The organism is Mycobacterium sp. ACS1612 (assembly GCF_001667505.1).
Taxonomy (GTDB): Bacteria; Actinomycetota; Actinomycetes; order Mycobacteriales; family Mycobacteriaceae; genus Mycobacterium.
Genome location: NZ_LZHZ01000019.1, coordinates 1 through 20,083, shown reverse-complemented (window position 1 = coordinate 20,083; position 20,083 = coordinate 1). Strand labels below are relative to the sequence as shown.

Genomic DNA, 20,083 nt, shown 5'->3' with positions numbered 1-20,083 from the left:
ATCAGTCCGGCCTCAACGAGAAGCAGTCGTGGTCCTCGATCGCGGTGACGGCGCGGTCGAGCATCGAGCGGAGCAGAATCAATTGGCGGTCGTTGGCGATGTCGATTCGGCCCGCGCCGATCACCGGATAGCTGAAGCACCACGCGGTGGTCAGCCGGTAATCACGACGCAATTGTTCTGCAGAGTAATCGATTCCCTGCTCAGCGAGGCGCTCGGTGTAGCGCTGCAGCAGCTGGTCCTCGCAGCTGCGCCTGGTGTCGGCGGTGAGGCTCTGGCTGAGGAAGTAGCCGACGTCGTAGGCGCCGCGACCTTTCGCGGTGACCTGCCAGTCCAACGCCGTCAGCGGTGGGTCGTCGGCTTCGACGGCGAAGAACAGTTGGTCCAGCCGCAGATCGCCGTGCAGGAAGGTGCGCGGCGGACGTGTCAGCTCGGTCAGCAACCACGGTATCAGCGACGGCATCCGCTCACCGAAATCCCGTGCCGCAGAGGATAGTTCAAATCCCACGCGGTCGAGGAAAACGGGCCATCCCGCCGTGAAGTTGCTGACCGCCACTGCTGGGAACGGTCCGGTGTCGTACGGCGTCAACCAGGACAGCGACTCCAGGCGATCGTTGTGCCACCAGTGCGCGTGGTGTCGGGCGATCGCGTCGATCACGATCTCGGCGTCCGCCGCAGTGCATCCGACGGTCTGGTCGGCGGTCCGAAGCCGCTGCAGGTCTTCGAGCACCAGGACGAAGTCGTGGGTGGCTTCGTCGAAGGCTGCGAAATACGGTCTTGCGGGCGGCAGCGGGTTCGCAACTCCGATCTGTTCGTAGAACCGGACTTCGCGTAGGTAGAAATCGCCGGCTTCGCAGATGTTTCTCCGCGCTCTGGTGTCCAGCGTCGGCAGTTTCACCACAACCGAAGCCGGCACATCCTGGCCGCCGTCCAGGTGCGCGCGGAACAACCGGCCGAGCAGTCCGACGCCGATCGCGATCTGTTCGACCTCGCACGCGTGCACGTCGGCGTGCAACGCGTCACTGAGCCACGCAGGGGTCACGCAAGCGGAATCGACCGGAATAGTCGGCATACGCATCGCCCCCCTTGCGGCGCCACCAAACGAATCAATCGTACGAGATGGGCTCGCTGTCAGGGCGGAGAACAGGCAGCTGGTTATTGCATCAGCAATCACTCACGCAATCGATTTCGCGACTCGTGCCACTCGAGTAGGCCATTTGGCCGATGTTTCGCCGTCGCTGGGGCCTCACGCTGGCTAACATGAGCCAGACCGACTGGAGCGACCTCGGCATGACGGAGCTACTGCCCACAGGCATGGTGACGCTGCTTCTTGCCGACGTCGAGGGGTCCACCCGGCTGTGGCAGAGCCGATCTGAGGAGATGACGGCGGCGGTCACGCGACTGGACGCGGTGCTGGCCGAGGTGGTCGCCTCCCATCACGGCGTCCGCCCCGTCGAGCAAGGCGAGGGTGACAGCTTCGTGCTGGCCTTCGCGCGCGCCAGCGATGCGGTCGGATGTGCCCTGGATCTGCAGTTGGCGCCATTGGCGCCGCTGCGACTGCGGGTCGGGGTGCACACCGGTGAGGTGCAGTTGCGCGACGAGGGCAACTACATGGGCTCGACGATCAACCGCGCTGCGCGCCTGCGGGATCTGGCCCATGGCGGTCAGACGGTGCTCTCCGGGGCGACCTACGAGATGGTGGCGGATCGACTTCCGGATGGGGTGTGGGTGCGCGAACTCGGTTCTCATCCGCTGCGGGACCTGCCCCGTCCCGAACGGGTGGTGCAGTTGTGCCATCCCGATCTGTGCAACGAGTTCGCACCGCTACGAGCTGCGAAACCCACTGCAGCACAGAATCTTCCGGTGCATCTCACCAGGTTTGTCGGGCGCGGCGCCCAGATCGCCGACGTGAGTCGATTACTCGACGAAAACCGACTGGTGACGCTGACCGGTGCGGGCGGCGCGGGTAAGACCCGGTTGGCGATCGAAGTCGCGGGTCAACTTCATGTGCCCGACGGTGTCTGGTACGTCGACCTGTCACCGATCACGCATCCCGAGGTGGTGCCCGTCGCGGTCGCGCGTGCATTGGGCCTACCCGATCAACCGGGTCGCTCGACCGACGACACGCTGATCCGGTTCATCGGTGATCGGCAGTTGTCGATCGTGCTCGACAACTGTGAGCACCTTCTGGACGCCAGCGCCTCGATGATCGGCACCCTCCTCGGCGCGTGCCCTGAACTGAAACTGCTGACCACGAGTCGGGAACCGTTGGGGATCCCAGGGGAAGTGACATTCGTGGTGCCATCACTGTCGCTGGACGACGAGGCGATCGAATTGTTCACTGACCGCGCCAGGCGAGCACAGCCCGAATTCGCCGTCGCCGAACACAATGCCGCGACGTTGGGGGAAATCTGCCGACGCCTCGATGGCATGCCGTTGGCCATCGAACTCGCCGCCGCGCGGGTGCGGGCGCTGACGCTCGACGAAATCCTCGACGGATTGCACGATCGCTTCCGTTTGTTGACCGGCGGGGCCCGTCGATCGGTGCGGCGCCAGCAGACGCTGCACGCGTCGGTGGACTGGTCGCACGCGTTGCTGACGGATACTGAACGGACGCTGTTCCGTCGACTGGCGGTCTTCCTGGGCGGATTCGATCTGGAGGCCGCCCACGCCGTCGCCGGGGATGACGGCGCGCAGCGCTATCAGATACTCGACCAACTCAGCCTACTCGTCGACAAGTCTCTGCTGACGACCGAAAACGCCAGCGGCAGAACGCGATACCGGTTCCTGGAGACCGTGCGCCAATACGCTCTGGAGAAGCTGGGCGAATCGGGGGAGGCCATAACGCTGGGTGACAGGCACCGCGATTACTACACCGCGTTGGCGGCCGGTCTGGACTCGCCGGGTGACGTCGCAGACGCACGGCGGCTGGAACATGTGCAAACCGAGTTCGACAACCTCAGGGGCGCCTTCGCATGGAGTCTGGAGAATGAGGCGAGCGAACCCGCTCTCAGGCTCGCAACGTCGCTGTTGCCGCTGTGGTTTTGCAGGTGGCGTCACCGTGAAGGTCTGGCTTGGCTGGCCGCCGCCCTCGCCGCAAAAACCTCAAAGGACGATCCGGCGCGCGTGCGAGCGCTGGCGTATCAAGGCATGCTGATGTGCTTCACCGGCATCGCCGGAGGCATGCCGATCGTTGACGAGGCGCTTGCGCTGGCACGGCAGATCGGGGAATCCCACGTTCTGATCAGCGCTCTCATCGCGCACGGTGTCGGGTATGCGCAAGACGCTGGGACAGCTAGTGCTGATTTCGGGGAAGCCGCCACTCTCGGTCGCGAACTCGGCGATCAGTGGCGGTTGAGTCAGGTGCTCGGCTGGCAAGTGATGGCAGCTATGGCCGTCGGCGACCACGCTGCGATCGAAGCGGTGGCGCGCGAAGGCAGTGCGCTGGCCGATGCGATAGGCGACGGTTACAACGCACGGATATGCCGGCTGGGTGTGTGCAACGCGCATACGTATCGCGGGGAAGTGAATCAGGCGGTCGAAAAATTGTCCGACGCACTGGCAGAAGCAATGACTGCACGCGATCCGTTCTGCGTGTTGACCGCCCAGCTGAATCGGCTCTTCGCGCTGGCTTGGCGGGGCGACGTGGATGGCGCTCAAAGGGTGCTGGATGTGCTTCTCAGCGAACAGGTTTCACTCGGCGACCTCGTCGACCGGGTGGTGCACTCAGGGATCGGGCTGTTGTGTCAGGCGGCCGGCGATGCCGTCGCCGCGCGCGACGCTTATGCAGTGGCGCTGCAGCGCACGCCGCTGACGCCGCAGACCGTGTCCACCTATGTCGTTGCAGCGCTGCCGTTGGCGGTGCTTGGAGATCTTCCGGCGGCCCGTCGCCTGGCTGACGAAGTGGTAGCGGCGTCGACGGGTATCTCGTTGGTCGCAGCGCTGGCGTCCCGGGCTCGCGTGGCGCTCGCCCAAGCCCAGCCGGAGCATGCCGACCTCGACGCCCGAGAAGCGCTGGCCCTCGGTGCCGAATGCCACGGCTACGTGATGATTCCGGACACCTTCGATTGCCTCGGCTACCTCGCGAGCGATGCCGGCAACCACCCCGAAGCAGCTCGGCTGTTCGGTATGGCCGACGCCGCTCGGCGCCAAACGGGCATCGCCCGATTCAAGATATTCGACGACGAGCACGAGCGTCGATTCGCAGTCGTTCGAGACGCTCTGGGCGACAACGACTTCCAATCAACCTGGGATGAAGGGGCGACGCTGACCATCGAGGAGGCGATCGCCTACGTCGGCCGTGGACGTGGCGAGCGCAAACGGCCGTCAAAGGGTTGGGCATCGCTGACCCCCACCGAACTCAACGTCGTCCGGCTTGCCTGTGACGGCCTCGGCAACAGGGAGATCGCGGCCCGGATGATCGTCTCGCCCCGCACTGTGCAGGCGCATCTGTCGCACGTCTACTCGAAGCTGGGCGTCACCTCACGTGTGCAACTGGCACAGGAGGCCAGCCGGCACTAAACCGGCACCGGCTCCTTCGGCTTCACCCACACCGGGTCGATGCCGTCGTCGAGGCGACCGTCGGCCTTGGCGTCGAGGTAGCGGAAGTAGAGCACGCTGAACACCACGATGAGCATCAGACACCAGCCGTAGGTGAACTTCATGTACTCCAGATACCGCCCGGTCGTCGGCCAGTGACCGAGCAGCCACCGGTCGGCGCTCATGAACCCGTAGATCGCCAGCCACGCAGGCCAATTGCGGATCACCGAATTCGGTAGCACCACCGTCATCAGGAACGGGAACAGCATCATCGAGTAATAGCCCTGGCCCAGCGACAGCACCAGATACGACGTGATCAGCAGCACGCCCGATGACGTCGCCATCCAGAACAGCGGGTCACGGGTGCGGTAGTAGCGGTACAGCAGCCACAGGCTGACCACGGCCAGCGCCAGGAATGCGATGCGCAGCAACAGGATCAGCCACGGCGGCAGGCCGTAGTAGGTGCCGTTGCCGTCGATCGAGCTGTTGAAATAGTCGCGCGTCTTGAAGATGTACCGCAGCGTGCCGGTGACGAAGTTCATCGGGTCGGCGACCAACGGCCACGCGACCGCGTTGAAAATCAGCGGCATCAGGAACGCGGTCACCAGCGCGCGCCACTGCCGGTTCAGCAGCGGCAGTAACAGCAGCGGGCCCAGCAGCGGTTTGACCACCAGCGTCAGCCCGATCGCCACCCCGGCCCACCACTGGTGGTTCACCTTGCCGTCAAGCAGCCACCGGAAGAACAGCACCTCCAGCAGCAGGATGCAGCCGTTGATGTTGCCGAAAACCAGTGTGTTGATCACGCTTTCGGTGCAGAACATCGCGACGAGCAGCGCAGGCAACGCCACCGATGTCCACGAGAACTTGAACAACTGCACCAGCAGGACCGCCGCGATGATGATCGCGATCGTGTTGAACGTAATGAACCAGTAACGCGACGCGTCGACGGGCAGGTAGCCGAAGGGCGCCATGATCAGCGTTCCGCCCGGCGGATACAGGTAGTGCGGGTCGACGTAATCGAAGTGCTCGTTGTAGATGTCCCAGCCCATTTTGAAGTTGACGACCGCGCGGTACACCGGGCCGTAGTCGTCGGTGATGTAGCCGTTGGTGGCCAGCACATAGCTGCGATGGATGATCATCAGGATCGCCAGCGGCCACAGGATGGACCGCAGCACGACTGCGACGCTTGGCGCTGAGGTACGGGGCGCGAACGCTTTCAACAGGCCGGTTCGAATGGAGTCAAGAGCCGCCACCAGCGCACCGTACACCGATCAACCCGCGGGCCCGTGTCAGGCCGGGCAGTAGGTGTCGGTGGGCGGCAGGTTACCGCTATTCAGGTAACCGATCACCGGCGGCAGCGCGCACTCCGAGTAGATGCTGGCGCCGTGCCCGATGCCCTGCCACATCACCCGCTTGCTGGTGGTGCCCGCGTTGATCATCGTCGCGCCGACCGCGGCCACGCCCTCGTTGCCGACGATCGGATCGTTCTGCACGCCTAGCAGCATCACCGGGATCTTGAGGTTCTTCGGGTCCTGCGGTGCCGAACCGCTCGGCCAGTTCATGCACTTGACCAGGCTGAGCGCGCCGACAGCGCCGAACTGCGGATAGAGCTTGGGCCAGGCGACCACCAACTCGCGGGCCCGGTCGGGCGTTGGCCGGTTCAGCGCGTCGCTGCAGCCGTTGACGAACTGGCCGTCGGTCTGGCGCAGGTTCTCGGCGGCCGTGATGAGGTTGGTCATCTGGTTGGTGTTGCCGCTGCGGGCCGCCGCGACGGCGGCGGCCAGGTCGTTGCCCGAGTTGACCCGGTCGCCGCGCGGATAGGCCAACGCCGTCGAAATCGCGGCGGCGACCGCCGCGACCGACGCGCCGCCCGGCCCGCTGCCGTTTCGTGCCGAGTCCAGCAGGGCGTCGATCGCGCCCTTGGGATCCGGCGCCAACGGGCAGTTGGTGGCCAGACACTGCGCGGCCCAGGCGTCCAGCGCGGCCTGTTCACCCTTGATCCGCTGCTCGGTCGCAGCCTCGGCGGCGATGCCCAGCGGCAGCGGCGAGTCCAACACCAGTCGGGCGACCTTGTTCGGATGCGAGCCGGCGTAGGCGAGCGCGACCTGCGCGCCGTTGCCGACACCCAACAGCGCAATGGTCGGCACGTCCCAGGTGCTGCGCAGCCGCTCGATGTCCTCCGCGGCGTGCGAGTTGTCGTACGCGGAGTCGCCCGGCGCGATGGTGTCGGTGCAACTGGTGGTGGCCGTCTGCGTAATCGCGCCAAGGTTGGCGACCGGGTCGTCGCCGGATTGGAACTGCGCCTGGTCGATCATCTCCTGGCGGTCGTAGAGGTCGCGGCAGTCCAGCGCCCCCGACATGCCGGTGCCGCGGCGGTCGACCGCCACGATCGGACGCGACTTGAGCACGTCGGCGCCAGCGCGGTTCAGCCATACCGGTAACTGCGTCGACGACGGCAGGTCCGATCCGGTGGTCATCACCAGCGGCCCGGCGTCCTTGGGCGTCTGCACCGAGGTGGCCCGCACGACGCCGATACTGACGGTCCCGGTCGCGCCGTTGATCGGGTCGAGGTCGGCGTCGTAGCTGGCGCAGTCCAGCTTCACACCAGGAATCGCCTGCACGGCAGCCTCGCTGAAGACGCGCGACGTGCAGTCGCGCCACGACAAGTCGTTCTTCGGCGCCTCGATCGGCGGCGGACCCGACGCCGCCTTCGTGGTCTGAGGCGCCCCCTGAGGATGCGCACCCGCGTCGGTGGCGTAGCGGGGATTGGCGGCAAGCCCTGGTGCGCACGCGGCGACGAAAGCCATGACGGTTGCCAGGCTCATGGCCTGGACGAGGTGACGACGCCGACGCATGCCGACCAGGGTACTGATGGTCGGCTCACCCCCCCTTGACGTAGCGGGTGTAGAGGTAGCCGTCGTCGTCGGTGAGCAGATGGGTGCGACGCATCCTGGTGCGCACCTGCCCCGGACCGGTGGCGATGCGGCGGGCCGCGCCGCCGACGAGGATCGGCGCGATGGTCAAGCACAGCTCGTCGAGCAGACCGTCTTCGATCAGCGAGCCGAGGAACAGCGGGCCGCCCTCGGACAGCACCCGGTACAGCCCGCGCTCGGCGAAGATGTTCAGCACGGTGGCGCCGTCGACGCTGTCGGACTGCGGACCGGACGCGTCGATGACCTCGGCCACCGAGCCGAGTCTGCGCCGGGTGGCGTCGACGGACCGGCGGCTGGTCAGGATCAACGGCGGCACCTCGGTGCGGGTGAAGAACAACGCGGCCGGATCCAGGTCGCCGGATTGGGTGACGACCGCGATCGGCGGGACCTCGGCCTGGCCGCGGCGCTGCCGCTCCTGTCGAGCGGCGACCGAAAGCTGCGCGCCGGAGTAGTTCTCGACCCGCACCGTGGCGGCGCCGACCAGAATCACGTCGGCGGCGTGCCGCATCAGCGCGAAGACCGCGCGGTCCCCGGCGCCGGCGAGGCCACCGGCCTTCCCGTCGTCGGTGGCGCCGCCGTCCAGGCTCGTGATCATGTTGCCGCGCACCCAACAGGACTGCAGACCGTCGGGATAGGCGTAGAAGTCGGCGAGCCGGCGCTCCTCCACCGATTCGGTGGAGCCGAGCACTGTGAGCTGTATCCCGGCAGTGTCGTCAGCCATACGCAGAATTGCAGCACGTCGCTAAGGTGCGAGCATGCACGGGTCCAGCGGGGTGGCACATCTGGTCGATCGGCACCCCAGCGTCACACCCGAGCGTTTGATCGCCCAGTTGATTCCGCCGCCGACGTTCTCCGACGTCAGCTTCGAGACCTACAAACCCGATCCCGCCGAGCCGACGCAGGCGGCAGCCGTGCAGGCCTGCCGGCAGTTCTGCGAGCAGGCCGTCGAGCGGCGGGCCGGCAAGAAGAAACTCTTCGGCAGGCGCGAGGCGCTGCCCGGGGTGGGCATCTACCTCGACGGCGGGTTCGGCGTCGGCAAGACGCATCTGCTGGCGTCGTCGTATTTCGAGCTGCCCGGGCCCAAGGCGTTCGCGACGTTCGGCGAGATGACGCAACTGGCCGGGGTGTTCGGCTTCGTCGAATGCATCGAGCTGCTGGCCGATTACACCGCGGTGTGTATCGACGAGTTCGAGCTCGACGACCCGGGCAACACCACGCTGATCTCGCGGCTGCTGTCGGAGTTGGTGGCGCGCGGGGTGTCCGTCGCTGCGACGTCGAACACGCTGCCCGATCAGCTCGGTGAGGGCCGCTTCGCCGTGCAGGATTTCTTACGTGAAATCCAGGCGTTGGCAAGCATTTTCACGTCGGTGCGGATCGACGGGCCGGATTACCGGCACCGCGACCTACCGCCCGCGCCTGTGCCGCCGAGCGATGCGGAAGTCGCGTCGCGGGCCGCGGCGGTGCCGGGCGCGACGCTCGACGATTTCGACGCGCTGTGCAAGCACCTGGCGACCATGCACCCGTCGCGCTATCTGACCCTGATCGAGGGTGTCACCGCGGTGTTCATCACCGGAGTGCATCCGATCGACGATCAGAACGTCGCGCTGCGGTTGGTGTCGCTGACCGACCGGCTCTACGATGCGGGCACTCCGGTGGTGGCGTCGGGGACCAAGCTGGACACCATCTTCTCCGCGGAGATGCTGGCGGGCGGCTTCCGGAAGAAGTATCTGCGCGCGACGTCGCGCTTGTTGGCGTTGACGGCGGCCGGCCAGACTTCCGGCGAGCAGGGCCCACACCGCCGTCAGGGACGCTAGGGGAGTGGGCGCACCATCACGTAGTCGTTCTCGACGCCGGTGCCCAGCTGAAATGTCTTGGTGCCGTTCACGGTAAACCCGTGCTTGGCGTAGAACCGCTGCGCGCGCCGGTTCAGCTGGTTGACGCCCAGCCACACGCATTTGGCATCGTGTTCGGCCGCGTACTGCACCGCCGCGGTCATCAGCGCCGCGGACACGCCCGCGCCGTGACTGTCAGCCAGCACGTAGATCTTCGACAGCTCGACGGCCGGACGCAGTGTCACCGCTCGCTGCACGTCGTCATCGTCGGGGACGCCGCGAATCAGCATGGCGTAGCCCGCAATTCGGCCCGCGAACCGTGCCACCAGCACCGCCCGATCCGGATCGGCCAGGTACTCCCGGAATCGCGCCTGCGACAAGTTCTCGGCGATGAAGGCCGCGATGTTCTCCTGCGTCGCCTCGGGGGGGCAGGCCAGCGGGAAGGTGGCGGCGGCGACGTCGGCCAACTCAGGCAGGTCGGCCTCGGCGGCCGCGGCGACGTCAATCGACACGGCTCTACGGTAGCGGTGCCCCCGGCTGCCACAGATTCCACTGCGCCAGGTGCGTACCCGTCGACGGGTTGATCAGCACGACGTTGGTCACCAGCGCGCGGTACACCTGCCAGTACACCGCGCCGTCGACCGTCGACCCCGGCGGCGCGTTCGTCAGCGCGTGTTCCAACGCGTCGGGCGCGTCGGTGTGCTTGGGCACATACGCGTCGGCGTACGGGGTGACGCCGTTGAACGAGAACGCGACCGCCATCGCGTACGGGTTGGGCGCCTGGATGGTGTGGATGGTGATCGGCGCCTTCCACGGGCCGCCCTGGTTGATCCACCGCGGCGAACCGGTCGCCACGTAGCCCGGCGGCGGGGGATCGACGGGCAACACGTCATGGACGGTCACGTCGGCCACGATGCCCTTGAACTCGACACGCAGCGTCTCGCCGATGCTGCCGATCGGCGTGCCTTCCGCCGAGGCAGGGGGAGCCGAGAGTCCGACGACGGCCGCCACCAGGGCGACGAGGAGCACGAGGCAGCGGCGCATCAACGCATGATGGCACAAACTGAAACGTGTTACAGCCAGTTGGTCGTCAGGACGCGGCTACCCCGAGGCCGCCGACCTTGTCGATCCGGATGCGGGTGAGCAGACCTTCCGGCGCGTTGGGCGGCGGGAAATGCTCGTCGCTGCCCAGCATCACCTTGGCCAGTTTCTTCAGCAGCGCGGGCGCGCCGCCTTCGACGATGCGCGCCGTCCCGGTGATCGACAGGTAGGGGGTCTGCTGGCCCGGATGTTTGGTGGACAGGATCGTGACGGCCACCCGCGGGTCGCGTCGGACGTTGCGGGTCTTCTGGTACTCGTGCAGGTGCGCGGCGACCAGTTCGTCGCCGTCGGGTGTCGATTCCAGAGCCACCCAGACGACGGTGGCCTGCGGGCTGCCGTCGGGGTTGATCGTGACAAGTGTCGCGTCGGTGCCCTCGCCGATGAGCTCGCGGGCCGCGTCGTTGAGTTTCATGAACCACTTCTACCGTCGCGCCCGCGTATTCATTCCCGCCGTCACGCGGCCTCGAGGTCCAGCAGTGTCGACTTGGCCACCGGTCCGCCGACGTACTGTCCGGTCGACCCGTCCGACCGCACGACGCGGTGGCAGGGGATCACCACCGGTAACGGGTTGTGTGCGCACGCGGTGCCGACGGCACGGACCGCCTTCGGGTTTCCGATCGCGGCGGCCACCGTCGCATAGCTTTCGCGGTGGCCGTAGCCGATCTCGCGCAGGTGTTCGATCACGTTGCGGCGGAAACCGTCTGCCAGCCTCAGGTCGACAGGCACGTCGAAGGCAGTGCGCTGTTTGGCGAAATACTCGTCGATCTGGCGTGCCACGGTGTCCAGCCGTGCCGGCGCGCGCAGCACCCGCGGGCTGATCCGCTCGGCGAGAGCGTGCAGCACTGCGTCGTGCCCTTCGACGTCGTAGGCCACCCGGACCAGTCCGGCGGTGGTGGCCGCCAGCAGCAGTGTGCCGACCGGCGTGTCGAGGGTGCGGTAGGCGACGTCGAGCAGATGGGCGGCGTCGGCGTCGCGTTCGAGTCGCTGGTGCAGCCGGGCCAGCGCGCCGTCGTCGGCGGCCAGGTCGTCAAAAAGGTTGGCGGTCATGCTGTTTCGTCCTCGCGGTAGTACTTCCGGAGTGTCTTGAGTCCGTCGGCGGCGGCTCGGCGCGCGGCGTCGGGGGAGTTGCCGATCAGTTCACCGATTTCGGCGAACGGCAGGCCGGCGATGTGGTGGTAGGCCAGTGCCTGGCGTTGTTTGGTCGGCAGCCGTTCGAGCGCGGCCCACAGGTCGGGGTCGCGCGTCGCGGGATCGGCGTGGGCGGCGGGCCGTTCGGGCAGGGTGTCGGTGGGCATGGGGCGCCGCGAGCGGGCGCGCCCGACGTCGATGGCCCGGCGGTGGGCGATCGTGACCAGCCAGGCCTCGACGTTGGCGTCGGCGGGCAGATCCGGGTACGCCCGCAGCGCCGAAAGGAACGTCTCCGACCAGGCGTCCTCGGCGTCGGTAGGGCCGAGCACGGCCCGGCAGACGCGCAGCACGGTCGCACCGTGCTCGGCCACCACGTCCTCGAACGGTCGCACCCTCACATCATGAAGACGTCGCGACGGTCGCGGACGTGAGATCAGCCTTTCGTCAGCGACTCGAGCGCGGCAACCAGTTCGCGCTCGAAGCGGTCCCGGTCGACGCCGACCCGATGCAGCGTGCCGTCGTCGTCCTCGGCTTCGTACAGCGCCAGCAGAATGTGTTCGGTGCCGACGTAGTTGTGGCCCAACCGAAGTGCTTGGCGGAAGGTCAGTTCCAACGCTTTCTTGGCCTGTCCGTTGAACGGGATCAGGGTGGGCACGTTGTCGGCGCGCGGCGGCAGCGCGATGGCCTTGGTGACGCTGTCGGCGTCGATGCCCTGTCCGGCCAGCAGCTTGGCGGCCAGGCCGTCCGGGTCTGCGAACAGGCCGAGGACCAGATGGTCGGTGCCGATCTCGTTGTTGCCTGCTTCGCCCGCCTTGTTCTGCGCGACGACGATCACGTTGCGGGCGCGGGGCGTGAATCGGCCGAATCCGGCATTCGGGTCGAGTAAGGCGTCCGCCTTGGGCACGAACCGCTTCTGGGCCGCCTGCTTGGTCACACCCATGCACTGGCCGATCTCGGTCCACGAGGCGCCGGACTTGCGGGCTTGGTCGACGAAGTGGCCGATCAGGTGGTCGGCGATGTCGCCGAGGGCGTCGGCGGCGATGACGGCGTCGGTGAGTTGATCGAGCGGTTCGTCGTGGGCCGTCTTGATCGCGGTGATGAGGTCGTCGAGGCGGACGGGGTTGGCGATTTTGACTGGCTCGGTCATGCCGTCAACTCTAGGTTGACGACTGGGATTCGTCAACCTTCGGTTGACGCGGCGGCGGGACGCAGGCGGTTTGGGATGGCGGTCGCCGGGTATCACACGGCTAATGCCGAATTATGTCGAACCCTCTGTTGCGCAGCCCCGCACGCTGCGCCGGGCAATCGCGTTCATCCACGAAAACGCTCACCGGGACATCGGTCTGAGCGACATCGCCGCCGCCATCAACGTCACCCCGCGGTCGGTCCAATACACGTTTCGCCGTCATCTCGGCACGACGCCATTGGAGTATCTGCGCAATGTCCGCCTCGACCGGGCGCACCGGGATCTGCTGGCCGCCGATCCGTCCGTGGACACTGTGATGGCCATCGCCGGGCGGTGGCGGTTCAGCCACGCGGGCCGGTTCAGCATCGCCTATCGCGAGGCGTTCGGGACTCCGCCGAGTCGAACGCTGCGCGGCGCATAACGGGGGTTACCGCGGGAAAAAACCCTCGCGGGTGAAGAAGCCGGGCTGCCAACCTTGGCCGCCGAGGCACAGCAACGGACGGCCGTCGGGAGCCTGGGCCGCGGCTTGTGGCTTCGGGCACGGCGAGCCGACCTCTTGCACGCCGAACAGCTCATAGGTCGTCACCCAGAACCCGGTGGTCACGGGCGGCCATTGGTTCTCGATCCACCGGCATTGCAGGGCCTCGCCGCCGGGGCCGCGCCCGAACGTGAACAACTCCATGTTGTCGCACGGCCCGGCGAGATGGGCGTCGTAGTTCATTCCCGGCACGTCGGTGTCGTAGTGCGTGGGTTTGTCGAAATACAAGTTGTCGCCGTTGTCGGCGAATGCGGTCGGCGCTGCGCTGACAGCGGCACCGGCGATCGCCGCGGCGGCGAGAAGTACACGAATCATGTCCCACCCTCTGGTCGTCCTGACCGGTTGGTCTCCGCGAAGCCTAGCGGTTGCGCCCTGGCCAGTGAACAGTTTCCGGCTGGTCAGCGGATGACGACGTCGAGGGGAATGTCGAACCGCTCGTGGGTGCCGTCGAGTCGGAAGCTGTAGATGTGCCGGCCTCCGCCGGGCTCCATCGGAAGCGCGAACTGGGTGAGCACCATGAATTTCATGGCGCTGGGCAATTGGAAACTCGTCGACCAGGCCGGTGCCCAACGCTGACCCGTCGGGCCCAGCGCGTCGACGTGCAGGGTGTAGTGGCTGCCGATGTCGCGGCGCCCGGTGTCGCACAGCACGACACAATTCGACTGGAAACTGGTCGCGCCTGCGGGGACGGTGGTGCTCGCCCAGAAGCCGCCCTCGACGTTGAGCATGTCATCGACGACCTCGGCCTTGTTCGCGAAGAAGGCTCCCGCTAGCCGCATGTCTGTGGAAATTACCCGAAGTGACAGCAAACAATCGGATGAACTGGATCAGTTGAGTCGTAGGGCGAATGCTGCGCGCAGCAATACCGCGCGGGCCTTCAGTAGAAGGATGAGGACGGCCGCAAGCCCCCCGACCAGTCGGCCATTCACATTGCGGCGCGTCGCGGCCGGGGCCGGTCTTGGTGGCGGTGGGATTCGGCGCCGACCCGTTCAGCGTGACGCCCGAGTTCGCGATCGAACTCGCCGGCGGACTGCTCGTCGCGGCCATCGCGTCCCGCGACGTGGAGACGCACCCGCAGGATGCGTGATGAGCCAGAGCAACTGGCGTTCTGGGGTATGCCGCAGCGGCGCCGTCGACCGGGCCGGCGGTCGCGGCGGGCCCGGTTCGATCGCGCGCTCGACACGATGCTGATCTACCCCGATGTGTCCGCGGGAGCCGGTCCGACGAACGAGCGCTCCGACCCGTCTTTGTGGATTCTGATCGGCGACGACGACTGGAAAGACCCTTTGCTCAACAGCGTCGGAATGGCCGCGTTCGGCTTGTACTGGCGCGCGCTCTCCTGGGCGAAGGACCAGACCCGCGGCCGCGATTTCCTCGCCGCCGAATCCGTGCTCGGCGACTTGGAATCCTGGTTCATCCCGGAGCGGGAAGTGCGCGGCGTGAAAGCGACTCGTGCGGCCAACGATCTGGTCGAAGCGAGGATCTGGGCGCGGGTACAGGGTAGCTGCCGGCATATGCATCTGCGCGATGAGAACAAGCCGAAGACGGTCTACGAGAAACGTTCGAGGGAGACAAGCCACAAGCGTGAACAGCGCGCGCCTCGCCCGGGCGACGATGCTGCCGGCGGGTGGTGGATGCGTTTGCTGGAAAGTGCTTGTCCTAGCGGGACTCCGGGTGGGACAGACGTATGGCTGTGTTCGACCTTGCCACACGCGCACAAGCTGTCACCTGCACATTGTCCCAGCGGGACATACGGGTACGTCTCGAAATCACGACGGCTTGTGTCAGCGATGAGTCTGCACCACGTGACCGCTGCCGTTTTCACGGCGCGACCGTCCAGCCCCGAACAGACAACCCAAGCAGCGAGACACATCCCGGCCCGTCTGTCCTGTTTTCAAACTGCCCGGAGCAGGATATGCGGGCCCTTCGCCGAGCGATCTTGGACATTGACGAGTTCCTGGAAGCGAACCCTAGGTACCGCTGAGGGAAACCGTCGGGGGATGCCGCGTGCTTACGTCGAAGGCTCGCATGGTGTTCACACACTCCCGGGCCGCCCACTTCACTTACCCAAGGGCCGACATAATCGCTACCCGCGTTTCGAGAAACGCAGGACGCGGTATGGAACTGGGGGGTGCTTATTTGCTATCGGCAGAGCGGCTCAATTGACAGGACCGCGGAGGGGGATGCAAGGAAATGAGTGCATATCGGACCCTGGTAGTTGGCACCGACGGCTCGGACACGTCGTTGCGTGCGGTGGATCGCGCAGCCGCGTTCGCGGCGCAAAATAATGCGACGTTGATCATCGCGATGGCGTCCTTGCCCAATGTGGACAAGGGAGGCTGGGGAAGACCAGCCCGTCCGGACCGTGTGATTGATGGTCGCTCCGAGGTCGTCCTCGCGGCCGAGGGCGACTACAAGACGCACGGGATGGCACCTATCTATGCGGCCCTGCTGGAGGCCCGCGACCGGGCCAGGGCGGCTGGGGCGAAGAACATCGAGATGCGACCGATTCCGCTTCCTCATGTCGGTGGTGCAGCGCGGGCCTTGTCCCGCCTCGCCGACGAGGTTAAGGCCGATCTGTTGGTGGTTGGCAACGTGGGATTGGGCACGCGCAGCGAGAAGTGGCTTGGCTCGGTGCCCGGCAACGTCTTGGCCAGGGCCAAAGGCAAGACCGTCGATGTGCTGATCGTCCACACCACCGACTGAGGCACCGTCGACAATCGTTGGCGTCGGGCCACAACCTGTAACTCAGGATGCCTTCGGGGGGTCGTCATGCAGAACGCAGGAGGTAAGCGTCCGCGGCGCGGGCGATCGTCGCCGGCGACCGGCGCGCGCCAGCCTCAGCAGCTAGGTACTCCCCAACCAGGCCGGCCAACCCCGGCGGCAATGGTCGCGGCGCTGGGCCGATCACATTACTTCCAGCACGGTCGGGGCGACGTCGAGCGCCTGGGCTTAAGCCGGAGGGCCGACGCCACGGGGACCGCGACCGGCGCGCTTTACGGCGGCACGACGGCGCAGCGATCGGACCGGATCCGTAGCAGTGCAGGCATCGAGCGACACCGCGGCGGCGATCAGTCGAGGGTCCCCCCACGTGAGGCCGGCAAGCGCACCTCGCAAGCACGGTCGTAAGCACCGTGCTTGTTCTCGTCATGTGGTCATTTGGACCACATGAAAGCCGCGTGGTGAAAGCAGAACAGCCACACTGCCGAAGTCGGCAACGTGGCTGCGAGTGGTGATCCGCGGGCTGTGTCTGGTGGTGGGGTCACTGGGCTAGCTGCCTATCGCGTTGGTTGCTAGCGCCGCAGCCGCCAGTCCATATCTGGCCCATGCGCCCCGGATTTGGGGTCAGAAACTATGTCTGACGTGGGTCGATAGTGGTGCGCGATACTGGGATTGAACCAGTGACCTCTTCCGTGTCAGGGAAGCGCTCTCCCGCTGAGCTAATCGCGCGGGTCCAACGTGGAGGTGGAGACGGGAATCGAACCCGTGTGCACGGCTTTGCAGGCCGTTGCCTCACCACTCGGCCACTCCACCGCTGGGGTTGATGCGACTGCACCTCGAGCGGATGACGGGATTCGAACCCGCGACCCTCACCTTGGCAAGGTGATGCGCTACCAACTGCGCTACATCCGCGCGCCACGAACGACACGTCGCCCGTCGCGAAGCACGACGATAGTCCACCAAAGTGTGGCCGCACAAATCCGTAAACATCTGCGGTCAGAACAGCCGGTACGCCTCACGAGAAATCGAGAACCCGTGGCCGCTCCGGACACCCCGACATGTGGTCCCCGACTCGGCGCTTTCGCACCGCAGCACCCCGGCGGTGATCGACTGCCGTACGGCAGGACCTCGTCCGCTCCGAACGCGGTGTCGCCCGCGCAGACGAACTGCGCCTGCTCGCCCGGCGCCAGCGAGATGCCCTAGCCGTAGTCGAACTCGCAATCCGCGGGCCGGGCGGCGGCGACCAGTCGCGGTCGGTGATGTCGCAGCGGGCCCAGTCCGCGTCGAGCATGCAGCTAACGTCGCCCGACCTTGCGACGAATCCGGTGAGCTCGTGGACTTCGCGGTCGGCCGGCGGCGGGCCGGTCTCGGCGCTGGTCGCCCCGGTTGACGTGGCGCCGGTACCGCATGCGGTTACCACCAGGACGGCAGCTGTGCAGACCAGACGCAGGACCACGGCACGACCGTAACGCGGTGTATGCCCGTCGAGGCGTCCTAAACGAATTCGGGTTGCACGAGCCCGCGTGCTAGTCTTCGACGTCGTTCGACATGTTCGGTCGGGCATCCGGGTCTCGTAGCTCAGCGGGAGAGCGTCCGCCTCACACGCGGAAGGTCACTGGTTCGATCCCAGTCGGGACCACCACAAAAAATCGCAGGTGGAGGGCCTATTTTCAGGCCGTAATCGCATTCTCCGAAGCCACTTGAGGCGTTCTATAGGGCCGAACTTTTCAGAGCTCGTCCGCGTGCTGGTCGTCCAGTGCGTCCAAAGCTGAAGCGACATCATCGAGTTCGTCGTCGTAGAGATCGGCGTAAATGTGCATGGTCACGGTGATCGACGCGTGGCCCATCGCCTTCTGTAGCAGCCGCAGATCGGCACCTGCGCGGCGCGCCAGGGATGCGGAAGTGTGTCGAAGGTCGTGCACCCGCAATGTCGGCCGGCCGATCTCGACGATGGCTTGGCGCCACTTGACCGAGCGTTTCCAGTTCTCCAGCCCGAGCAGAGCACCAAGCGGGGTGGTGATCGCCCGTTTACCCGGCCGTCGTCCGGCGAGCCGGGTCTTGAGGATCGGAATGACGCGTTCGGGGATGGGGATCGCCCGCCGACCTGCGGACAACTTGGGTTGCCCTCGACGAGCTTGCCGCCGACTTGGGTGATGGACCTACGCACGCGGATCCGGCGCGCTTTGAGGTCGACGTACTCCACACCGAGGCCAGTCAGTTCGCCGAATCGCATGCCCGTATGGGCGAGGAGGGTGACCACATCGCCTTGGCAGCCACAGACGAGGGTGACCGAGGCGACTTCCGCGGTGTTCAGGTAGGTGTGTGCGGTCGAGCGCAGCGGTGGAAACTATGTGTGGGCGGCGGGATTTCGGCCGAGGAGCTGACCTTCGTCGGCGGCGTGGTCCAGGTACATCTTCAACACCGACTGGTTCCACCGCAGTGCTCGTGGGCTGAGGCCCGATCGGGCCATCTCGTTGACCCATTTCTGGATCGACTGGTGGTCGATCTTGCCGACCGACTAGACGGTATGGGGGCTGACTCGAGGCCGAAGGCCTCGGGCTGCAATCGGACGTGGGTTGCCTTGGGCGGGTGAAAACTCGCCGGGGTAGAGCCACAGTTGCAGATCAGGAGGCCTCCGGTGAGTTTCAACGGTACGAGTGTCGGGTTGGATGTGCATGCGCTTTCGGTGGTTGCGCATGCTGTCGATGAGGAAACGGGTCAAGTCGAGCGGGCGCGGTTGTGTCCTGATCACGGCGAGATCCTGGGCTGGCTGCGTCAGCGCCGCGGGCCTGTACGGGTGGCCTACGAGGCTGGGCCTACGGGATTCGGTTTGGCCCGCGCCCTGGCTGAAGCTCAGATCGACTGTGTGGTCGCTGCACCGTCGAAGTTGATTCGCCCGAGCGGGGATCGGGTCAAGACCGATGCCCGTGACGCCGCGCACCTGACTCGGTTGTTGCGGTTGGGTGAGGTCACCGCGGTCAGCGTGCCCGAGGCCGACGTAGAGGCGGTGCGCGATCTGGTCCGCGCTCGCGAGGACGCCCGTGCCGATCTGATGCGAGTCCGGCACCGGTTATCGAAATTGCTGCTACGACAGGGCCGGGTGTACTCCGGTGGGCACGCCTGGAATGCGGTGCACGAAACCTGGTTACGTCGACAACGATTCGATGACTCACACACCGCGGCGGCTTTCGATCATCACTTCGATGCGGTGCTTCATGCCACTGCTGCTCGTGATCGTCTCGACGAGCAGATCGCGGCGGTTGCGGCCTCACCGCGGTGGGCTGACCCGGTCAATCGGTTGGGATGTCTACGGGGTATTTCGGCGCTGACCGGGCTGGCGTTAAGCGTCGAGATCGGTGACTGGACCCGGTTCACCGGCTCCTCGATCGGCGCCTACGTCGGCCTTGTCCCCACGGAGTACTCCTCAGGCGCCTGCCGTGTGCAGGGCTCGATCACCAAAGCCGGCAACGCCCACGTCCGGCGGCTGTTGATCGAGGCGGCCTGGCACCACCGGGCCGAGTACCGCAACCCGGGCCCGACGATGCGGGCCCGCTGGGCCAACGTCGACCCGGCACTCAAGGCCCGCGGACATGCCGGAAACCGGCGGCTGCATCAGCAGTGGTGCCGATTCAACGAACGCAACAAGCCCCACGTGGTGGCCAACGTCGCGGTCGCCCGGCAGCTGGCGGGCTGGTGCTGGTCGTTGGCCACCTTGAACTAACCGGCTTGCCCGATGACTTGATCGGAGTCAGCCGGTTGACGGCGAGGTAGGCGAACTGGACCTGCGTTACAGCTATGGGCAACAACAGCATTCACCGAATGTCGATGTGACGCCCGCCTCTAGAGAGCAGCCACCGTTCGCGCCGAACCATCGTCTTGCGGTACCCAACCCGCGCATATCAGTCTGACACCACCGTCGTTGACCAACGACCGCCGCGACACCGACCACCCCCGATCAAACGAAAGCCGCCCCGGCACCAAACCGGGGCGGCTTTCACCTGCCTATTGACAAACACCACCTACATATCAGCTGTACCTAGTCACGACGTTGGTAGCAGTCGGCTGATCGGTGGGAGGCCGCCGAGTGCGCTGTGACGGCGTCGAGTGT

At 66.2% G+C, this 20,083-nt stretch carries 21 protein-coding genes and 4 tRNA genes; 8 read left to right on the top strand and 17 right to left on the bottom strand.

Features of this window, described 5'->3' with window-relative positions; all coding sequences use genetic code 11:
• Window position 1: 1 nt before the first annotated feature.
• Complete coding sequence (locus A5724_RS07145; RefSeq protein WP_232004736.1) at window positions 2-1,039, bottom strand: ecdysteroid 22-kinase family protein; 1,038 nt, start codon at window positions 1,037-1,039, stop codon at window positions 2-4.
• Between the two features lie 218 nt (window positions 1,040-1,257).
• Here A5724_RS07145 and A5724_RS07140 point away from each other — a divergent pair, with 218 nt between their 5' ends.
• Window positions 1,258-4,518 (top strand): LuxR family transcriptional regulator, encoded by a 3,261-nt coding sequence (locus tag A5724_RS07140; protein WP_067798426.1) that lies wholly within the window; start codon window positions 1,258-1,260, stop codon window positions 4,516-4,518.
• Here A5724_RS07140 and aftC read toward each other — a convergent pair.
• From aftC to A5724_RS07125, 3 genes are read right to left on the bottom strand one after another with little or no spacing between them, the layout of a single operon-like run.
• Window positions 4,515-5,804: an arabinofuranan 3-O-arabinosyltransferase gene (gene aftC, locus A5724_RS07135; RefSeq protein WP_067798423.1), complete on the bottom strand. Its 1,290-nt coding sequence runs from the start codon at window positions 5,802-5,804 to the stop codon at window positions 4,515-4,517. The genes A5724_RS07140 and aftC overlap by 4 nt on opposite strands.
• A gap of 21 nt (window positions 5,805-5,825) precedes the next feature.
• Window positions 5,826-7,391, bottom strand: coding sequence for an alpha/beta hydrolase (locus A5724_RS07130; RefSeq protein WP_067798421.1), 1,566 nt, complete (start codon window positions 7,389-7,391; stop codon window positions 5,826-5,828).
• A 25-nt stretch (window positions 7,392-7,416) separates the two neighbouring features.
• Complete coding sequence (locus tag A5724_RS07125) at window positions 7,417-8,190, bottom strand: pyrimidine reductase family protein (RefSeq protein WP_067798418.1); 774 nt, start codon at window positions 8,188-8,190, stop codon at window positions 7,417-7,419.
• A gap of 34 nt (window positions 8,191-8,224) precedes the next feature.
• Here A5724_RS07125 and zapE point away from each other — a divergent pair, with 34 nt between their 5' ends.
• Window positions 8,225-9,283 (top strand): cell division protein ZapE, encoded by a 1,059-nt coding sequence (gene zapE / locus A5724_RS07120; RefSeq protein WP_067798415.1) that lies wholly within the window; start codon window positions 8,225-8,227, stop codon window positions 9,281-9,283.
• On the opposite strand, the gene A5724_RS07115 is transcribed toward zapE, so the two are convergent.
• Genes A5724_RS07115 through A5724_RS07090 form a run of 6 tightly spaced genes read right to left on the bottom strand, consistent with a single transcriptional unit; the run spans window position 9,280 to window position 12,677 of the window.
• Complete coding sequence (locus tag A5724_RS07115) at window positions 9,280-9,813, bottom strand: GNAT family N-acetyltransferase (RefSeq protein ID WP_067798412.1); 534 nt, start codon at window positions 9,811-9,813, stop codon at window positions 9,280-9,282. The genes zapE and A5724_RS07115 overlap by 4 nt on opposite strands.
• A gap of 4 nt (window positions 9,814-9,817) precedes the next feature.
• Window positions 9,818-10,345, bottom strand: a complete 528-nt coding sequence (locus A5724_RS07110; RefSeq protein WP_067798408.1) for a hypothetical protein — start codon at window positions 10,343-10,345, stop codon at window positions 9,818-9,820.
• A 46-nt stretch (window positions 10,346-10,391) separates the two neighbouring features.
• Complete coding sequence (locus A5724_RS07105) at window positions 10,392-10,814, bottom strand: PPOX class F420-dependent oxidoreductase (RefSeq protein WP_067798405.1); 423 nt, start codon at window positions 10,812-10,814, stop codon at window positions 10,392-10,394.
• Between the two features lie 41 nt (window positions 10,815-10,855).
• A complete protein-coding gene (locus A5724_RS07100) occupies window positions 10,856-11,449 on the bottom strand; it encodes a methylated-DNA--[protein]-cysteine S-methyltransferase (RefSeq protein ID WP_067798402.1) in 594 nt (197 codons plus the stop codon).
• On the bottom strand, window positions 11,446-11,928 hold the full coding sequence (locus A5724_RS07095) for an RNA polymerase sigma factor (protein WP_369830613.1): 483 nt from the start codon (window positions 11,926-11,928) through the stop codon (window positions 11,446-11,448). The genes A5724_RS07100 and A5724_RS07095 overlap by 4 nt, the downstream gene beginning before the upstream one ends.
• A 35-nt stretch (window positions 11,929-11,963) precedes the next feature.
• Window positions 11,964-12,677 (bottom strand): Clp protease N-terminal domain-containing protein, encoded by a 714-nt coding sequence (locus tag A5724_RS07090; protein WP_067798398.1) that lies wholly within the window; start codon window positions 12,675-12,677, stop codon window positions 11,964-11,966.
• A gap of 103 nt (window positions 12,678-12,780) precedes the next feature.
• Between A5724_RS07090 and A5724_RS07085 the strand changes: the two genes are divergently transcribed.
• Window positions 12,781-13,137, top strand: coding sequence for a helix-turn-helix domain-containing protein (locus A5724_RS07085; protein ID WP_067798395.1), 357 nt, complete (start codon window positions 12,781-12,783; stop codon window positions 13,135-13,137).
• Window positions 13,138-13,143: 6 nt separating this feature from the next.
• On the opposite strand, the gene A5724_RS07080 is transcribed toward A5724_RS07085, so the two are convergent.
• Together A5724_RS07080 and A5724_RS07075 are read right to left on the bottom strand one after the other, a co-directional pair.
• Window positions 13,144-13,569, bottom strand: a complete 426-nt coding sequence (locus tag A5724_RS07080; protein WP_067798392.1) for a hypothetical protein — start codon at window positions 13,567-13,569, stop codon at window positions 13,144-13,146.
• A gap of 83 nt (window positions 13,570-13,652) precedes the next feature.
• Window positions 13,653-14,033, bottom strand: coding sequence for a hypothetical protein (locus tag A5724_RS07075; protein WP_067798389.1), 381 nt, complete (start codon window positions 14,031-14,033; stop codon window positions 13,653-13,655).
• Window positions 14,034-14,215: 182 nt separating this feature from the next.
• Here A5724_RS07075 and A5724_RS34895 point away from each other — a divergent pair, with 182 nt between their 5' ends.
• Window positions 14,216-14,341, top strand: coding sequence for a hypothetical protein (locus A5724_RS34895; RefSeq protein WP_255397203.1), 126 nt, complete (start codon window positions 14,216-14,218; stop codon window positions 14,339-14,341).
• A 1,106-nt stretch (window positions 14,342-15,447) separates the two neighbouring features.
• Window positions 15,448-15,960, top strand: coding sequence for a universal stress protein (locus A5724_RS07065; protein WP_067798385.1), 513 nt, complete (start codon window positions 15,448-15,450; stop codon window positions 15,958-15,960).
• A gap of 669 nt (window positions 15,961-16,629) precedes the next feature.
• Here the strand turns inward: A5724_RS07065 and A5724_RS07060 are convergent.
• The 3 genes from A5724_RS07060 to A5724_RS07050 all read right to left on the bottom strand — a co-directional run bounded on the left by A5724_RS07060 (window position 16,630) and on the right by A5724_RS07050 (window position 16,887).
• Window positions 16,630-16,704, bottom strand: a tRNA-Val gene (locus A5724_RS07060).
• Between the two features lie 10 nt (window positions 16,705-16,714).
• Window positions 16,715-16,788, bottom strand: a tRNA-Cys gene (locus A5724_RS07055).
• 26 nt (window positions 16,789-16,814) lie between these two features.
• Window positions 16,815-16,887, bottom strand: a tRNA-Gly gene (locus A5724_RS07050).
• A 123-nt stretch (window positions 16,888-17,010) separates the two neighbouring features.
• Between A5724_RS07050 and A5724_RS33640 the strand changes: the two genes are divergently transcribed.
• Entirely contained in the window at window positions 17,011-17,178 is a 168-nt protein-coding gene (locus tag A5724_RS33640; protein WP_156752172.1) for a hypothetical protein, read from the top strand.
• 364 nt (window positions 17,179-17,542) lie between these two features.
• Window positions 17,543-17,617: transfer RNA gene (locus A5724_RS07045), tRNA-Val, on the top strand.
• Window positions 17,618-17,702: 85 nt separating this feature from the next.
• Here A5724_RS07045 and A5724_RS34425 read toward each other — a convergent pair.
• Both A5724_RS34425 and A5724_RS34890 read right to left on the bottom strand, forming a co-directional pair.
• Window positions 17,703-18,089 carry a tyrosine-type recombinase/integrase gene (locus A5724_RS34425; RefSeq protein ID WP_067798382.1) on the bottom strand — a complete coding sequence of 129 codons (387 nt, stop codon included), beginning with the start codon at window positions 18,087-18,089 and terminating at the stop codon, window positions 17,703-17,705.
• 233 nt (window positions 18,090-18,322) lie between these two features.
• A complete protein-coding gene (locus A5724_RS34890) occupies window positions 18,323-18,445 on the bottom strand; it encodes a hypothetical protein (RefSeq protein WP_255397201.1) in 123 nt (40 codons plus the stop codon).
• 168 nt (window positions 18,446-18,613) lie between these two features.
• On the opposite strand from A5724_RS34890, the gene A5724_RS07035 reads away from it, so the two are divergent.
• Window positions 18,614-19,696: an IS110 family transposase gene (locus A5724_RS07035; RefSeq protein ID WP_067798379.1), complete on the top strand. Its 1,083-nt coding sequence runs from the start codon at window positions 18,614-18,616 to the stop codon at window positions 19,694-19,696.
• Window positions 19,697-20,083: the final 387 nt, after the last annotated feature.

What these genes read in the sequence shown, in the direction of transcription:
- A5724_RS07140 (WP_067798426.1), top strand. Translation starts at nt 1,258, where the DNA reads ATGAGCCAGACCGACTGGAGCGACCTCGGCATGACGGAGCTACTGCCC.
- A5724_RS07130 (WP_067798421.1), bottom strand. Translation starts at nt 7,391, where the DNA reads ATGCGTCGGCGTCGTCACCTCGTCCAGGCCATGAGCCTGGCAACCGTC.
- A5724_RS07125 (WP_067798418.1), bottom strand. Translation starts at nt 8,190, where the DNA reads ATGGCTGACGACACTGCCGGGATACAGCTCACAGTGCTCGGCTCCACC.
- zapE (WP_067798415.1), top strand. Translation starts at nt 8,225, where the DNA reads ATGCACGGGTCCAGCGGGGTGGCACATCTGGTCGATCGGCACCCCAGC.
- A5724_RS07110 (WP_067798408.1), bottom strand. Translation starts at nt 10,345, where the DNA reads ATGCGCCGCTGCCTCGTGCTCCTCGTCGCCCTGGTGGCGGCCGTCGTC.
- A5724_RS07105 (WP_067798405.1), bottom strand. Translation starts at nt 10,814, where the DNA reads ATGAAACTCAACGACGCGGCCCGCGAGCTCATCGGCGAGGGCACCGAC.
- A5724_RS07100 (WP_067798402.1), bottom strand. Translation starts at nt 11,449, where the DNA reads ATGACCGCCAACCTTTTTGACGACCTGGCCGCCGACGACGGCGCGCTG.
- A5724_RS07090 (WP_067798398.1), bottom strand. Translation starts at nt 12,677, where the DNA reads ATGACCGAGCCAGTCAAAATCGCCAACCCCGTCCGCCTCGACGACCTC.
- A5724_RS07085 (WP_067798395.1), top strand. Translation starts at nt 12,781, where the DNA reads ATGCCGAATTATGTCGAACCCTCTGTTGCGCAGCCCCGCACGCTGCGC.
- A5724_RS07080 (WP_067798392.1), bottom strand. Translation starts at nt 13,569, where the DNA reads ATGATTCGTGTACTTCTCGCCGCCGCGGCGATCGCCGGTGCCGCTGTC.
- A5724_RS07075 (WP_067798389.1), bottom strand. Translation starts at nt 14,033, where the DNA reads ATGCGGCTAGCGGGAGCCTTCTTCGCGAACAAGGCCGAGGTCGTCGAT.
- A5724_RS07065 (WP_067798385.1), top strand. Translation starts at nt 15,448, where the DNA reads ATGAGTGCATATCGGACCCTGGTAGTTGGCACCGACGGCTCGGACACG.
- A5724_RS34890 (WP_255397201.1), bottom strand. Translation starts at nt 18,445, where the DNA reads ATGGCCCGATCGGGCCTCAGCCCACGAGCACTGCGGTGGAACCAGTCG.